The sequence below is a fragment of the Candidatus Kapaibacterium thiocyanatum genome (assembly GCA_001899175.1).
GTDB classification, from domain to species: Bacteria; Bacteroidota; Ignavibacteria; order Kapaibacteriales; family Kapaibacteriaceae; genus Kapaibacterium; species Kapaibacterium thiocyanatum.
This window is the reverse complement of record MKVH01000003.1, coordinates 230,483-245,842: the sequence shown is the minus strand read 5'-3', so window position 1 is coordinate 245,842 and position 15,360 is coordinate 230,483. Positions and strand designations below refer to the sequence as shown.

Here is a 15,360-nt window from a genome sequence, read left to right as displayed (position 1 = left end):
GCATGAAATCCGTCTCAACACTGAATGATATCGGCGCCCCGGTGGCGGAAGAACTGTCCCGCTTCGGGCCGTACATGCGCGAGCAGATGCGGTCGAAAACGGCGCTGCTCGACACCGTCGTACGCTATATCATGAAGCAGCAGGGCAAACGGGTACGGCCTACGCTCGTCTTCCTCTCCGCCGGACTGTGCGGCCCCATCAGCGACCGCTCCTTCGTGGGAGCCTCGATGGTGGAACTGCTCCATACCGCCACCCTGGTCCATGACGACGTCGTGGACCAGGCCGAAGAACGCCGCGGCATGGGCAGCATCAACGCCGTGTGGAAGAACAAGATCGCCGTGCTGGTGGGCGACTATCTCCTTTCGCGTGGGCTGCTTACGGCCGTCCACCACCAGGAGTTCGACTACCTGAACATCACCTCCGACGCCGTACGGCGCATGAGCGAAGGCGAACTCCTCCAGATCCAGAAGAGCCGCCAAAAGACGATCGACGAGGAGACGTACTTCCGCATCATCTCCGACAAAACGGCCTCCCTGATCTCCACATGCTGCGAAATCGGAGCCGTCAGTGCAACGAACGACCCCGACGCACGTCTTGCCATGCGCGAATACGGTGAACTGGTGGGCCTGGCCTTCCAGATCAAGGACGATATCCTCGATTACACCAGCCGCAGTTCCATCCTGGGCAAGCCCGTGGGCAACGATCTGAAGGACCAGAAGATCACCCTGCCCCTCATCCGGGCCTGCGCCGCCGCCCCGCGCGACGAAGCGAAGCGGATGCTCGGACTGGTGAAAGGACGCAAGCCTTCGTCGAAGGACATCGCTACCGTCATCGATTTCGTGGTGCGATACGACGGTATCGGCAGTGCCCAGCACAAGGCCGAAGAACTCGTGCAGCAGGCCATCGGCTACCTCGCATCTTTCCCCGATTCCGTCTACAGGAAGGCCCTGACGGATTTTGCTAACTTTGTCGTCGCACGAACGAAGTAGCGTCATTGTAAGGAACATCGATATGTCTGGAACGATCCGCGAACAATCGTTTGGTGGCGTGGTCTCGGTCGACGACCAACGCGTCTACGTACAGAAGGTCTATGCATGGATGGTGGGCGGTCTGCTCACCACGGGCATGACCGCATGGTTCGTCGCCAATACCCCTGCGCTGCTCGCAGCCATCGTAGGCACGCCGCTCTTCTATCTGTTCCTGTTCGCCCCCGTCATCATGGTCTGGGTGCTGTCCGCACGCGTCGACAAGATGAAGGCGTCGACGGCGATAGGGATATTCTTCGCCTATGCCCTGACGAACGGTCTGACCTTCTCCCTGCTCTTCCTCGTCTACGACCTCGGAAGCATCGCCCAGGTATTCGCCATCACGGCCGGCATGTACGGCGTAACTGCGGCCTACGGCTACCTTACCAAGCGTGACCTCACGGGTGTCGGCGGCTTCATGTCCATGGGCCTCATCGGCCTCATCATCGCAATGGTGGTGAACATGTTCCTCGGCAGCCCCTTCATCGACTGGGCCATCTCCATCATCGGCGTCATCGTCTTCACGGGCCTGACGGCCTACGACATGCAGCGCATCAAGAACGACTACGTCCTGCAGTACGAAGGGAAGTCGGTCGCGACGAAGGGCGCCATCATGGGTGCACTGTCGCTCTACCTCGACTTCGTCAACCTCTTCCTCTTCCTGCTCCGTCTGCTCGGCAACCGCCGCTGACGAGACCGGTATGTCCACAACAGCGCCCCGCCCATCACCGTCGTTCGCCGTCGAAGCCGCCAGGCTCCTCGCCGACGGACGGCAGGCCGATGCCGTGCGCCTGTGTGCCGACGGAATCCGATACTATCCCGACTACCTCGGTGGCTACATCGTCCTGTCCGATGCCTATGCGGCCCTGGGCTATGACGGTGACGCACGCCTGATCCTCGACGAAGCGCATCGGCGCTTCCCGTGGAACAGGACCGTCGCCCTCCGTCTCGACGAACTTGCGACGGCCGCGCAGGAATCCGGATCCACCATGACGGTCGAGCCGGATTCCGATACCATGCAGACAATGACCGCACCGGCCATCGATCTGGCTTACGACAATGCCGTCGCCGGGGAAACCGGCCCCGTATCCCTGACCATCGACGAGCCGACGACCGCCGATATCGCTCCGGACGAAGCCACGGACGATACCGTCGGGAACATCGATACCACCACGGAAATCGACCTGCCGTCGGATATGGCCCCGGAAACGGACGATTCCGATATCGATGTCATATCCGAAGTCATAACCACCGATATCATTCCAGATGGACACGCCGGAATCGATATCGAAGGTCCTGTCGAAGAACGATCCGATGCCGAACCGATAACGACCGTCGACGACGACGATGCGCCCTCCCGGCGGGTCCAGGACGAAGCCGTGCGCGAACCGTCCACCATCGGCACGGTCGCCGCCGACACCAGCTCTGCCGCATCTTCTACCGCGACCATACACGAGCTGCGGGCCGTCCATCATCAGGTATCCGAACGAACCGTCGTACGACGCGAAGTGCCATCCGTACTCCGCATCATCGATACTGCACCGACGTCGGACGATGCGCGCATCATCCGCAGCAGCGCCGTGCGCCTGATTCCCGGCCTCGAATACACCACGCTGCGCTTCGAAGGCATGAAGGCACGCGGTCGGCGCGCCATCCAGCCGCTCAGTGAACCACCGTCGTTCCGTGACTTCCACAGTCCGATGCGCCCCTTCGTCCGCCCCAGACCCCATCAGAACGTCGAGAGCGCTCCGGCACGTCCCGCTGTGAAGAAGCCGTTGAGCCTGGAAGAACTCGCCTCGCGTCTGGAAAAGGTCCGCATGCCCCGTCCGGGTGAAAGCACGCAGCCGCCCGTAGGACCGGTGCATACGCCGGGTACGGGACCGGCCCTCGTCACGGAGACCATCGCCCGCATCTACGAGCAGCAGGGAGCACTGGAAAAGGCCCTGGAAGCATACCGTGCCCTGCAACGGCAGAAGCCCGACAAGCACGCCTACTTCGAGCGGCTCATCGCCGACGTATCGAGAAAGATGCAGTCGTGATCCTGTGGCGGTATATCCTCCGGTCCCATATCGGCCCCTTCCTCTTCGGAACGGTGACGATCATGAACCTGTTCCTGCTGCAGTACCTGATGCGCTGGATCGACAAGTTCGCGGCCAAGGGCCTGGCCCTGCCCGTCATCATGGAATTCATCGTCCTGAACCTGTCGTGGATCGTCGTGCTCGCCGTTCCCATCGGCGTGCTGTTCTCCACCCTGATGGCGTTCGGCGCCATGTCGGCGGCACACGAAGTCACCGTCTTCAAGGCAAGCGGCATGGGCCTCTTCCGGATGATGGTTCCCGTCATCGTCGTGGGATCGATGCTGTGGATGGGCGTGTACTGGTACAGCGACAACATCCTGCCCGATACGAACCTGCGCCTCAGCACGATGATGAGCGACATCGAACGGGTGAAGCCGACGTTCGTGCTCGAAAGTGGCCAGTTCACCACGCAGATCGAGAGCTTCACCATCCTTGCCCGTGAGGTCGACAGCAACGGCGTCCTTTATGGCGTCACGATCTACGACAATTCCCGTGCGGACCGCCGGAACGTCCTGAGTGCGGATACAGGACGGATGGGCTTCTCGCCATCGCTCACGAAGCTGGTGCTCCAGTTGTATCACGGCGAGATCCATCAGATCAACAAACGCCGTGCGGCCGACTATCGCGTGATCACGTTCGATCGCCACCAGGTATCGATGCCTGCCGACAGGTTCTTCTTCGAATCAAGCGATGGTACCGGCAGCTCCCGTGGCGACCGCGAAATGCGGATATCCGACATGGAAGTGATCGTCGATCGTTCGACAACGTCGATGTCCGATGCCGACCACGCGCTCGACTCCGTCCTTCACGATCATATCGTCTGGCTCGCCGGATCGTCCGCCTCGGACCACGGCACCGTGCCCGGTGAACCGGATATCGACGCCGTCACGCGCGCCGCAGCGCAGATCTCCACGATACGGTCCAAGCTGGAGCCGGAGGCATTCAGACGTCAGTCCGAAGAACAGACAGTACAGAAGTACGGCGTGGAGATCCACAAGAAGTACGCCATTCCTGCGGCCTGCATCCTCTTCGTCCTCGTGGGATGTCCCATGGGCATTCTTACGAAGGGTGGCAACTTCGGTATCTCGGCCGCCATTTCACTCGGCTTCTACGTCCTGTACTGGGCATCGCTGATCGGCGGTGAAAAGCTCGCTGATCGTGGATACCTCGATCCTGCCCTGGCCATGTGGCTCGGCAACATCCTCATCGCCATCATCGGCATCTTCGTGACCATCAAGGTCAACTACGAAACCACTCCCCTGAAGGGCATCATGCTCTGGCTGCGGAACCGCCGCACCGCTACGGAACGATGAAGCCGATGTAGTCCCGGGTCATCGGCTCGGGATTCGACGTCGGTTCCAGCGCCTCGGCGAAGAACGTGATGCGCAGCGTATGGATGCCCCGCACGCGCGGTACGATGAGATGGGAAACCATGGAGGTTTCTTCGGGACCGAGGGTCAGGGGAAAGACTGGATAGTCCGGCTTGACGGTCATCATCTTCAGCGTACTGTCGGTCCAGTATCCCATCGCCCGTGTGAGATAGGGATGCGTCGACGTGTTCCTGAGACGGACGCCGGCGGTGAATTCCTTGTCCAGTGCGACCCGACCGAAGGCATCACGCTCGACGATCACGTCGGCACCCGACATCCTGTCCGTCGGACTCGGCAGCGTCACGACGAAGTCCTGCTTGCCGAAGCTCGTGACGACCGACACGCGTGCGCCGGCCATCCTGACGTCGATCCTCGACGAGGCATATACCGGTACGACCAGTTCACTGTTGGGACGGCCTGCGGGCCCCAGCGAATCGGGCATGATGGAGGGCTGCAGGAGAAGGTCCCTGTAGCTGGAAGAAAGGCTCGTGACGTCGACGCCCAGGATGCGCACGGCAAGGTCACTCGTATTCCTGAATCTCAGCTCGATGGGGGCGACGCCGATCATGTTCGCCGTCATGGCTTCCTCCCACGTCGTCACGAGATCGAGTGCCCGTTCCGTCACTTCCGTGTTCTTGTACTTCCTGTCACCGTCCACGTCGTTCGGCTGCACGCAGGAGGCGAGCAGCACCATCGGCGCGACGATGCAGATACCGAGAATCGATCGTATGGATCCTGTCGTCATGATCGCACTTACCAGGAGAGGACGATACCGAGATTGGCCGAGAAGGCATAGGTCGTTCTGGTACCGTCGCTCGTACCGTACCATAACGACGACCCTTCCGCGCTACCGCTGAAGGCGAGGCGCCGGGAGACGGATATCTGTACACCGAGCGTCGAGCGCAGCATGGGACCGAGGAGCGTACCACCGACGAGACCGCTGACGTATGGTTGCACCATGTCATTCAGCATGGGCGGACCGATGAGATACTTCGCGGAGATACCCGCCCACCACAGAGTGGCCTGCTGATCGACGGTCGTCGTGACCGTCGTGACGTCACCCGTGATCGGATCGCGGGTACGCATCGGGCTCAATTGATAGTACTGTGCATACCGTTGCCGTCCGATCTCCCCACCGATCCATAACGCGGGCGAGGCATGCCACCACCCTCCGATGGCGAGTGCCGGATCGGGACTGGTCGGAAGGTCGACGTCGGGATAGGATCTTGAAACCTGTCCCCTGACTTCGACCATGAAGTTCGACGGTCTGCCGCCATCTTCCGTGATCTGCAGTATGGTCTGACGCAGTACGCCGGGACGGTCGCTCGGCGTGAACCCACCCCCTGCGACGTCCATTCCGGTAGCATCCGTGATATCAGCTTCCGCCTCTGCCTGCGTGGCTGCGTCCATCGATATGGTCGTTTCGTCCGGTGCTGGCTTGTCGGTCCCACCATGCGCCACGGTCCTGCGTGCCGACGCTCCGTCATCCATGCGGGCCAGCGTGGACCTGCGTATGCTTCCACCTCCGCCACCACCATACACATGGACATTGCGCAGATGGTCGGGCATGCCGAACGTGAACGTACGGTCGCGCGTTGCGTCCGGTCCTGCCGATGTGGGAACGGCATCGTTCTCTGCGGAGACATTCGTGACCGCTGCCTCCTGCCGATTCTCCGGCTGAATCGCGGAAAGGGTGGTGAGTCGTCGTTCGTCCCGGGTGGCGGCCTTCGTCGCATCTGCGACGTCCTGGGGCGTATCGACGCCATGATGCCGTGATACGGCTTCGTCCGTCGTCGTGGGTCTCTTCGTCGTCAGCGTGGCATTCCGGCGTGCGCTGATCGCCAGCCACAGGAGTGCGATGACGGTGACGAGCATCGTGATCAGGGCCGTGACCAACCATGGCAGGAAGCGATTCCGCGGCTGTTGCGGTACCGGCAGTGATTTCATGAGTGCTGCGCGCATTTCATCGGGGGGCGAGACGATGGCCTTCCTGAGTTCGTCACGTATGGCTACGTGCTGCGCGACCTGTTCGCGCAGTACGCCATCCTGTGCCATCGCCCGGATGAGTCCGTCGTATTCCACCGCACCATCGACTTCGTTGTCCAGGTATTCATGGACACGCGGGTCGAGCCACGAGGCTCCATGATCATTCCTTTGCATGATCACTCCCAAGTATGGTGTCGAGTTCCTGCAGATACGGGGCAAGGATTTCCCGTATCATTCCCCTTGCACGATGCGCACGCATTCTGGCCGCTCCCACTCCGATGGAGAGAGTCGTGGCGATGTCCTGGTATGACAAGCCGAGTTGTTCCCGCATGACGAAGACTTCCTGCAGATCGTCGGGCAGGGATGCCTGGGCCGCTTCGATCAGCCGCAGGAGTTCCGTCGTACTGTAGTCGACGACATGGTCCGCTATCGTGTCTGCGTCGATGATATCCATCGTTCGACGTGAATGTTGCCTGTAACACGCATTACGGGCGATCCTGAACAGATAGCCTGCAGGTTGCGTGATGGTGGACGAGATAGCGGCCTCGTAGAAACGGAGGAAGACGGTCTGCACGATATCGTCGATCTCAAGGTTGTTGCCACCGAGAACACGGCGGCAATACGTGTAAACCTTTGATGCATAACGATCGTAGAATACTCCGAACGCCGCGTGGGCCCGCGCGGGATCACGCATGTTCTGGACCAGTGCGATATCGTCTTGACCTGTGTACATCACGGGTAATGAAGCATAGATCAGCGACGACCGAAAACGTCACGGGAAATATCGCGTTTCGACGTTTTTTTTTTCGGTCCGGAATCAGCGATCACCAGACGAAGGCTTCGAGGGCGTTATTCGCCGAACGGAAGGCATCGTCGATGGTGGCTCCCGTGGCCGTGAGGTGCCCCATCTTCCGTCCTCGCCGGGAATCCTTCTTCCCGTACAGATGCAGGGAAACGTCGGAAACCTTCAGGGCTTCGATCACGCTGTCGGGAATACCGCTGCCGTTGCGTTCACCGAGCAGGTTGATCATGCAGGCGGCGGGAACGCGCATGTCGGGTGAGCCGAGCGGCATGTTCGTCACGGCACGTACGCAGTTCTCGTACTGCGAGGCATGACAGGCCTCGATGGTATAGTGCCCGGAATTGTGCGGCCGCGGTGCGATCTCGTTGAAGAGTATCCGGTCGTCCAGCGTCAGGAACATCTCCACGCCGAAGACTCCCACGCCCTGGATCGTTTCCACGCAGGCCACGGCGATATCCTGGGCCTGCTTGCGCAGATGTTCTTCGATCGGTGCGGGAGAAAGCACACTGACGCAGATATGGCCCTGCTGGATGGTCTGTACGCACGGGTAGACGGCGACTTCACCGCGACGATTCCGGGCGACCATGACGGCGAGTTCCTTGGTGAAGGTCACGAACGACTCCGCGAGCAACGGCCTCGGCTCCTCCCCTTCCATGAACCGGCGCCATGCCATGTCGATCTCGGTATCGCGCTTGATGGTGGCATTGCCGTAACCGTCGTACCCGTACTTGCGCGTCTTGGCCACGAAGGGATAGCCGTGACGCTCCCCGAAGTCGACGAGGTCCTGCCTGCTGCCGATCTCCGCGAAGACCGGCGTGGGTATGCCCGCCTTCGAGAACGTTTCCTTCTGGATGAACTTGTCCTGGACCAGACGCATGGTGTCGGGCGACGGCCAGACGAGACGGCGTTCGGCGATGGTGTCGAGGATATCGGGATCGATGAATTCGTTTTCGAGCGTGATGACGTCGCTGGCCTTGATGAAGGCCTCGAGCTGCTCCGGATCCTTCCAGCCACCCGGGAATTCGAGCTTCGTCATCACTCCGGCCGGTGAGTTCTCGCCATGCTCGATCACGGCTATACGCAGCCCCATCCGATAGGCGGCCTGCGCCGTCATCTTGGCGAGCTGGCCGCCACCGAGAATACCGAGCGTGAACGGTTCCGAAGGATTGTAGATCGATGGAAGCATGGGGAGTCTTCAGGATAATGTTTCGATGACGACGACGGCGACGGCGACGGTGGACGTATGGCTCAGCGTGACGTGGACGACGTGACTGCCCCACTGCTCCTGCATCTCTCCATGCAGCTCCAGTACGGGCTTGCCGCTGGCCTCGTTCCGCACACCCACCTTGCCGAAGGCCATGCCCTGGCGCATTCCGGTACCGATGGCCTTGGAAAAGGCTTCCTTGGCCGCGAAGCGGGCAGCATAGTGCAGGAACTTCGTTTCGCCGAAGTGCTCGCAATAGTCGATTTCCGTCTGCGTGAAGACACGCTTCATGAACCGCTCGCCGTATTCGTCGAACGAATGGCGAATCCGCGCAACGTCGACGATGTCCGTTCCGATACCTGTGATCATGATGGCTGCCGGGACTGTTGTCTGAATTCGACGAGCCGCTCCACGATGGCAGGCAGGGCCGTACCGCTCGTCATGCGGATACTGTGATGGGCGTATTGGCTCAAGGATGTGACGTTCGGATTGATCTCCACGACGAAGGCGCCATGGCGGCGTGCCAACAGGGGCAGACCCGCAGCAGGATATACTTCGGCACTGGTACCGATGCTCAGGAAGACATCGGCGTCGGTGGCCGCTTCCTCCGCCTCCCTGAAGACATCCTCCGGAAGGTCCTCGCCGAACCAGACGACGTTGGGACGCAGGAGGCCGTCGCAATGACGGCAGCGTGGCAGGCCCTCGGCGGCATCACCGGCATTCGGTTCGTCGGCAGCGGCTTCGCCACAGACGCTACACTTGTTCTCGACGAGGTTGCCATGCACTTCGAGCACCGTCCGCGAACCCGCACGCTGATGGAGGCGGTCGACGTTCTGCGTGATGACGGTAATGCCGGGAACCCAGCGCTGAAGCTCGGCCAGCGCACGATGTCCGGCATTGGGCTCCACACCGTCGATCACTTCCCTGCGATAGCGATACCACTCCCATACGCGCTGCGGATTGGCCAGAAAGCCATCCATCGACGCGAGTTCCTGCGGCGAGAACTTCGCCCAGAGTCCATCCGGGTCCCGGAACGTCGCCACTCCGCTTTCCGCACTGATACCTGCGCCGGTCAGTACGGCGACGTGACGCGCCTCCGAAAGGCGCTCGGCGACGGTATCGAACGGATCGATCTCAGGCATTGTTCAACTGGTCCTCGAGAAGCAGGTAGGCCTTGATGAGGTCGTCGAGCCCACCGTCCATCACGGAGTGGATGTCGGTGATCTTCGTTTCCGTACGATGATCGTTCACCATGGTATAGGGCTGGAAGACGTAGGACCGTATCTGCGAACCCCATTCGATCTTCTTCTTCGTACCTTCGATGGCTGCCTTCGCGGCCTCTTCCTCTTCACGACGCTTCTGATAGAGCCTGCTCTTGAGCATCTTCATCGCACGCTCGCGGTTCATCAACTGCGACCGTTCCTGCTGGCAGGCCACGACGATACCCGATGGGATGTGGCGCAGACGGACGGCCGTTTCGACCTTGTTCACGTTCTGGCCTCCCTTGCCGCCCGAACGGAAGGTATCCATCTCGACGTCGGCAGGATTGATCTCGATCTCCACTTCCTCATCGACTTCGGGATAGACGAAGACCGAGGCGAAGGACGTATGACGACGTGCGTTGCTGTCGTAGGGGCTGATACGTACCAGACGATGTACGCCGTTCTCGGCCTTGAGATAGCCGAAGGCGAACTTGCCGCGGATTTCCAGCGTACCGCTCTTGATGCCGGCCACGTCGCCTTCCTGTTCGTCGGCCAGCAGCACTTCGAAGCCTCTCTTCTCCGCCCAGCGCGTATACATGCGCATGAGCATCTCGGCCCAGTCCTGCGCCTCCGTGCCACCGGCACCGGCATTGATCGTGAGGATGGCGTTGCGGTCGTCGTCCGGACCAGACAGGATCTTCCGCAGTTCGATATCGTCCACGGCCGTCTGGCACCGCTCGAGCTCGGCAAGGATTTCCGGCTCCATGGATTCGTCACCGGCCTCGTCGGCCAGTTCGATCAGGGCCTGGACGTCGTCCACGGCCTGGCTGGCGGCTTCCCAGGCACCCACCCAGTCCTTGAGGTCGGCGATTTCCTGCATGATCTTCTGCGCCTTCTGCTGGTCGTCCCAGAAGTCGGGCGCTTCGCTGAGATTCTCCCGCCCCGCTACTTCGTCGCGTTTGCGGTCGATGTCAAAGGAACCTCCGCAATTGGTCCACGCGTTCGCGGAGTTCGGCTACATTGTTTTTCTGGGGTTCGAACATGATGTCGTCTCTCGAAGGAATTGCTGACAAACGGCAAAGATACGGTGTTGGCGGCTAACGCCTCCCGGACCGCGCCGGGGCGGATATCGCCGAATGGAGGCCATCCCGTAACCTTCGTTGACTCGCATGGTGGGCCTCGAACCATGTCGTCCCGATTCCCTTTGACGATTCTCCGGGCTTCCGATGAAACACGTCCGCATTCCTTGCCTGTGTATCTGCCTGCTGGCGGTATGTCGCCTCGGTGCCCAACCCTTCATCCTGACGTCCTTCGTATATCCCGACGGCTGCAGCAACACCTGGACGCAGGTACAGGGATTCGTCCAATTTCCCTGTCCCGGCCCACCGGCCTGCTCCACCGTCGTCATGGCCGACTATCACTGGCGCTACGGATGCCGGGAAGTCGCGGATATCAAGATCCTGGGCTGACGGCCGTGAGCATCGGCGGAGAACGTTCGCAACGGAACGATTCACCGATTGAGCTCGGGGTGACGAATCCGGTCCTGAACGTCATGGTCAGCGGGATTGACGTCACGCAACATGCGTTACGCGGAAAGCGCAATCTCCATTCCCATCCGAAGCACGTCGGGTGGGTAGCGTTCGATCGAAATCGTGAACGGCCCTGCCGCCATTCCGGCACAGGCGCTACTGGACATTCTTCCTGCAGGCAATCATGTAGAACGGGTAGCTCTCGTGCACTTCCGCGATATCGAGCAGTCCCGCCCTGCCGAACTCACGTCGGACCGCATCCTCGTCGTAGAAATACATCTTCACACCTCCGAACATCTCATAGCGATCGTCGCTCAGGAATGTCCCCTGTCCGTAGGTATGCGCCCGTTTCGTGATGGCCGTGAAGACCATGTAACCACCATCCGCAAGCTGGTCGTAGCAATCGCGAACGAGCTTCGCCCGCTCGTCGCTATCGAGCAGATGGATCAGGGCGTAGCAGAAGATACCGTCGTACCGTATGTCGTCGAACGGCATGTCGGTAACGGAACCATGGTGAATCATGATATCCGTTCCGTAGTGTTTCGCTGCCAGTTCGATCGCCGTACCCGAGATCTCTATTCCCGTCACGCTCATGCCCGCGTCGAGAAAGACCTTCGCATTCCTGCCGTAGCCGATGCCCGGTATCAGGATGTTCTTCGACGACTGTCGAAGGAAGATATCCTTCGCGAGTATGGCGGAATGTGCGGGCTCGAAGCCCCACATCTCCTGCTTCTCCTGAAAATTCGTTTCCCAGAACTCCGCCATCACCATCTCCTACCGTTCGGATGTATTGAAGACAAGACTCGTCGCATCTCCAGCCCGGACGCCGGAGCACGGCACGAACGATCTAGAGCAGCGGGCTCGACAACGTGATCATCCATCCGAACGATCCGCGGCGCGTTGCGATGGGACCGCACGGCCACATGGCATCGAAGCGCAGGTAGAAGAGATCGCTGATGAAGGTCGGGATACGCGAGACGGCGAAGCCGGCCTCCGTGTAGATTCCCGGTGTGGAATCGTAGATCTCGCCGGCGACCCACGGTGCGGCGCGCTGCGTCATGCTCACGGCACCGACGATGCCGATGAGGTCGAGACCACGACCATTGTAGGTAGGCAATCCCACGATGCGCCACCACATGTCGGAGAAGTTGTGCTCGGCATGTGCGCCCACGTACTCCGTACCACCGTAGGCATTGATGGGCACGGTGGAGAAGTCCGTGCTACGACCGAATACGGGGAATCGCCGCATGAGATTGAACTGGTACTGGATCGGCGTATTCGTCGTCTGCACGCCACCGATGATTCCGAGCGTCAGTTCCATCGGATAGTATCCCGTGGTGAAGGTGGGAACGTGGACGTTCAGATTCGTCTCGATGCTCCAGAACACTTCTTTCGTCGCGGTGGCCTCGCCCACACCGCCATTCACGGAACCGTGGACGGGCCAGCCCGTTCCCATGAAGTTGTCCATGAACGTCGGTTCACCGACGTCGATGGTGGCGAACAGCGTACGATAGTCTCCCGGTGTGGCGAGGATGCTCCGACGGTCCATGCCTTCGATGACGGGCATGACGATATGGCGATTCCACGAGCCGGCGAGCGTGAAGCTCGTACGGTCGTCGGACAGGATGATGGCCGCATCCGAGCCGTCGCGCCGATAGAAGTCGTAGTATCGGGGATACAGCAGGTTGCCGACGTTGAACGTCTTGAACCGTCGCAGGATTTCGCGTGCCTGCTGGACGGTGGCGAGACGCGAGCCTACACCGAAGGCCAGGTCGAGCGACCAGTCCCTGCTGACGTGGGTGCTCCACATGAGACCGACGGCTCCGACCCTCGTATCCTCGCGGCCGAAGGCCGCCATCGGCATGAGCTTGAATCCCTTCCACGAAATGTCTGCCTGGGCTCCGAGCATGAAGCCCGTGATCTGCGAGAAGTTGATGATCGGAGTGACGTTGAAGCCGACACCACCGATGTTGCCGAGACTCACGGTTCCCGCCGTGCTGTCGTTACGACGGCGGCGGCCGGTACCGAGACTGTCGGCCGCCTGCACGCTGTCGATACGACGGTAGATGGCGGTCTCTTCCGGACTCTGCTCGGCGAAGGCATGCTGGTCCCAGAAGGCGCTACCACTCGAGTCCGCTCCCTTGTCGACGGTGATGTAGGTCGAGCCTTTCATGATGATGGTGTCGGAGCGCCCCTTGTTCGGTGCACCGAGCGCGACCTGCATGATCCGTGCGCTGTCGGGACGAAGAACGGAGTCCGGAATGACGTCGTTGACGGCGACTTCGGTGACGTAGGTATGAGCCAGGGCCTTGGCCTCGAGTTCCATCAGCCCCTTCACGACGTCGATCTGGAGACGTGCCGAGAGCTGTTGATAGGTCGGTGCCCAGATGGAATCGTTGACCTTCTCGTATCGCTGCTCGAAGCGGAGATCCTTGAGGAAGGGGAAGGCCGTCTCTTCGGTAGGAGCGAACTTGGCCTCGATCACGTGCCACGTCTTGTCCACGATGACGAGCGTTCCTTCGAAGCCGGGGAAGATGCGTGCTCTCGGTTCGAAGGCGATTTCATAGACCATCTGATTGCCGAGCATCTTCTTTCCCACCATCCTGTACCGGTATTCGCCGAGGGCGTCGCTCGCGAGCGGCGTCACGAGCCGGGTGTTGAGGATCCGGAACTCGTCGGCGGTGAAGTCGAAGAACTCGTCGAAGACTTCCGTGTTCGATGCCGCCGCGACGTTCTTCGTCTGACGTCTGTTCAGGATCCTGACGTGCTTGGCCGCCGTAGGCTTGCGCTGCTCGTATACCTTGGAGAAGGTCTCCGTGATGGCGGCCTGATCCATGTCCGCATCTCCGAGCTTCGTGAGAAGACCGCTGCCTTCCATCTCGAAACGGAGCTTCGAATAGAGCGTACTGACGATCGTGTTCACGCGGTCGGCATTCTCCTTCTTGCGCTGGATGGCACGCTTGATGACTTCTTCGGGGGTGATCTCTCCCGTGACGTCGACCGTCGCCGTCGTGACGCCTGTCGGACGAAGGGCGATGCTCAACGTCGTGGTGGCCGGAGTGATGGTCACGATCCGTTCGCCATATCCGAGACTGCGGACACGCAGCGTATAGGTACCGGACGGTAACGGCAGGCGGAACGCACCGCCCGAACGTGCATAGGTCCCCTTCGTACTCCCTTCCACACGGACCGCCGCTCCGGATATTCCCGCACCCGTCGAACTGTCCACCACCATACCGGTCCATACGATCTGCTGTTGTGCGAGGGAAGGCAGGGCGCTGGCGGCGAGAAGGGACAAGGACAACCACAGGCGAAGAACGGAAACCTTCATGAAACCACTCTGATATGTACGGATATCGGATTCACCGGGCGGAGTGTACGGCTCGAACATACGGTGTGTTACAGGAGCAGCGAACGACTTCTTTTTCTAAGTTCGTCTCGTCCGGGCTGCATGCAGCGGCATCCGGACGAGTTCATTCACAGGTTATGGGGAGAGAAGATGAAACGTCTCATCGTAGTAGTGATGGCACTCGTATGTGCCGGATCCATGATGTACGCACAGGATGTGCGTCGGTCGAAGAACGATCTGGGGATGCTGTTCACGCTCAACGGCCTCGGTAATCTGAGCGGAGGAGCATACAATGGGGGAGTCGGCGCACAATGGTACGTGGCCGACGACATGGCGCTCCGACTCGGTCTGGGCTTCGCTTCGATGAAGAACGAAGACAAGTCCGGAGCCGTCACGAGAACGGAAACGAATACGCTCGTCTCCGTCAATCCTGGTTTCCGCCTCAACCTCGCCCATAACAGCAACGTCGTCGGCTATGCCGGTGTACAGGCCATGATCGGCATGTCGTCCGGCAAGGTCGAAGCCGGCGGTACGACGGAGCTTACGGGTACGACGATCGGCGCGGGCGTCTTCCTCGGTGCCGAATGGTTCCCCTGGAAGAACGTGAGCCTCGGCCTCGAATACGGCCTCGGCTTCATGTCGTCGAGTTCCAAGACGAAGGTCGGCAGCACCGAATCGGATGGCCCAACGACGACGACGATCTATCTGGGAGCACCGGTCTCCGCCAATACGGGTAACGGCGGTGGTATCGTCACCAATCCGATTTCGTTCAATCTGTCGCTGTACTTCAACTGATTCCCCATGCGGTACGGTAT

The 15,360-nt window shown here is 60.5% G+C and carries 15 protein-coding genes; 6 read left to right on the top strand and 9 right to left on the bottom strand.

Annotated features, from left to right (window positions below; genetic code table 11):
• Nucleotides 1-2 precede the first annotated feature (2 nt).
• The 4 genes from BGO89_04685 to BGO89_04670 are packed head-to-tail and all read left to right on the top strand — an operon-like array spanning nucleotide 3 to nucleotide 4,416.
• Nucleotides 3-989 carry a polyprenyl synthetase gene (locus tag BGO89_04685; GenBank protein OJX60864.1) on the top strand — a complete coding sequence of 329 codons (987 nt, stop codon included), beginning with the start codon at nucleotides 3-5 and terminating at the stop codon, nucleotides 987-989.
• A gap of 22 nt (nucleotides 990-1,011) precedes the next feature.
• Nucleotides 1,012-1,716, top strand: a complete 705-nt coding sequence (locus BGO89_04680; GenBank protein OJX60863.1) for a hypothetical protein — start codon at nucleotides 1,012-1,014, stop codon at nucleotides 1,714-1,716.
• A 10-nt stretch (nucleotides 1,717-1,726) separates the two neighbouring features.
• Nucleotides 1,727-3,064, top strand: a complete 1,338-nt coding sequence (locus BGO89_04675; GenBank protein OJX60862.1) for a hypothetical protein — start codon at nucleotides 1,727-1,729, stop codon at nucleotides 3,062-3,064.
• Nucleotides 3,061-4,416, top strand: coding sequence for a hypothetical protein (locus BGO89_04670; GenBank protein ID OJX60861.1), 1,356 nt, complete (start codon nucleotides 3,061-3,063; stop codon nucleotides 4,414-4,416). Before BGO89_04675 ends, BGO89_04670 begins: the two co-directional genes overlap by 4 nt.
• Here BGO89_04670 and BGO89_04665 read toward each other — a convergent pair.
• The 7 genes from BGO89_04665 to BGO89_04635 all read right to left on the bottom strand — a co-directional run bounded on the left by BGO89_04665 (nucleotide 4,403) and on the right by BGO89_04635 (nucleotide 10,547).
• On the bottom strand, nucleotides 4,403-5,218 hold the full coding sequence (locus BGO89_04665; GenBank protein ID OJX60860.1) for a hypothetical protein: 816 nt from the start codon (nucleotides 5,216-5,218) through the stop codon (nucleotides 4,403-4,405). The two genes, BGO89_04670 and BGO89_04665, sit on opposite strands and share 14 nt — an antisense overlap.
• An 8-nt stretch (nucleotides 5,219-5,226) precedes the next feature.
• Complete coding sequence (locus BGO89_04660) at nucleotides 5,227-6,633, bottom strand: hypothetical protein (GenBank protein ID OJX60859.1); 1,407 nt, start codon at nucleotides 6,631-6,633, stop codon at nucleotides 5,227-5,229.
• Entirely contained in the window at nucleotides 6,620-7,192 is a 573-nt protein-coding gene (locus tag BGO89_04655) for a hypothetical protein (protein OJX60858.1), read from the bottom strand. The genes BGO89_04660 and BGO89_04655 overlap by 14 nt, the downstream gene beginning before the upstream one ends.
• Nucleotides 7,193-7,283: 91 nt before the next feature.
• Nucleotides 7,284-8,447 carry a 5-(carboxyamino)imidazole ribonucleotide synthase gene (locus tag BGO89_04650; protein ID OJX60857.1) on the bottom strand — a complete coding sequence of 388 codons (1,164 nt, stop codon included), beginning with the start codon at nucleotides 8,445-8,447 and terminating at the stop codon, nucleotides 7,284-7,286.
• Between the two features lie 9 nt (nucleotides 8,448-8,456).
• A complete protein-coding gene (locus BGO89_04645; protein ID OJX60856.1) occupies nucleotides 8,457-8,834 on the bottom strand; it encodes a holo-[acyl-carrier-protein] synthase in 378 nt (125 codons plus the stop codon).
• A complete protein-coding gene (locus BGO89_04640; protein OJX60855.1) occupies nucleotides 8,831-9,607 on the bottom strand; it encodes an NAD-dependent protein deacylase in 777 nt (258 codons plus the stop codon). The genes BGO89_04645 and BGO89_04640 overlap by 4 nt, the downstream gene beginning before the upstream one ends.
• On the bottom strand, nucleotides 9,600-10,547 hold the full coding sequence (locus BGO89_04635; GenBank protein ID OJX60854.1) for a peptide chain release factor 2: 948 nt from the start codon (nucleotides 10,545-10,547) through the stop codon (nucleotides 9,600-9,602). Before BGO89_04635 ends, BGO89_04640 begins: the two co-directional genes overlap by 8 nt.
• A gap of 346 nt (nucleotides 10,548-10,893) precedes the next feature.
• Between BGO89_04635 and BGO89_04630 the strand changes: the two genes are divergently transcribed.
• Entirely contained in the window at nucleotides 10,894-11,136 is a 243-nt protein-coding gene (locus tag BGO89_04630; protein ID OJX60853.1) for a hypothetical protein, read from the top strand.
• A gap of 216 nt (nucleotides 11,137-11,352) precedes the next feature.
• Here BGO89_04630 and BGO89_04625 read toward each other — a convergent pair whose 3' ends face one another.
• Nucleotides 11,353-11,961, bottom strand: coding sequence for a methyltransferase (locus tag BGO89_04625; protein ID OJX60976.1), 609 nt, complete (start codon nucleotides 11,959-11,961; stop codon nucleotides 11,353-11,355).
• An 82-nt stretch (nucleotides 11,962-12,043) separates the two neighbouring features.
• Nucleotides 12,044-14,587 (bottom strand): hypothetical protein, encoded by a 2,544-nt coding sequence (locus tag BGO89_04620; protein ID OJX60852.1) that lies wholly within the window; start codon nucleotides 14,585-14,587, stop codon nucleotides 12,044-12,046.
• A 60-nt stretch (nucleotides 14,588-14,647) separates the two neighbouring features.
• Between BGO89_04620 and BGO89_04615 the strand changes: the two genes are divergently transcribed.
• Entirely contained in the window at nucleotides 14,648-15,340 is a 693-nt protein-coding gene (locus BGO89_04615) for a hypothetical protein (protein OJX60851.1), read from the top strand.
• Nucleotides 15,341-15,360 lie beyond the last annotated feature (20 nt).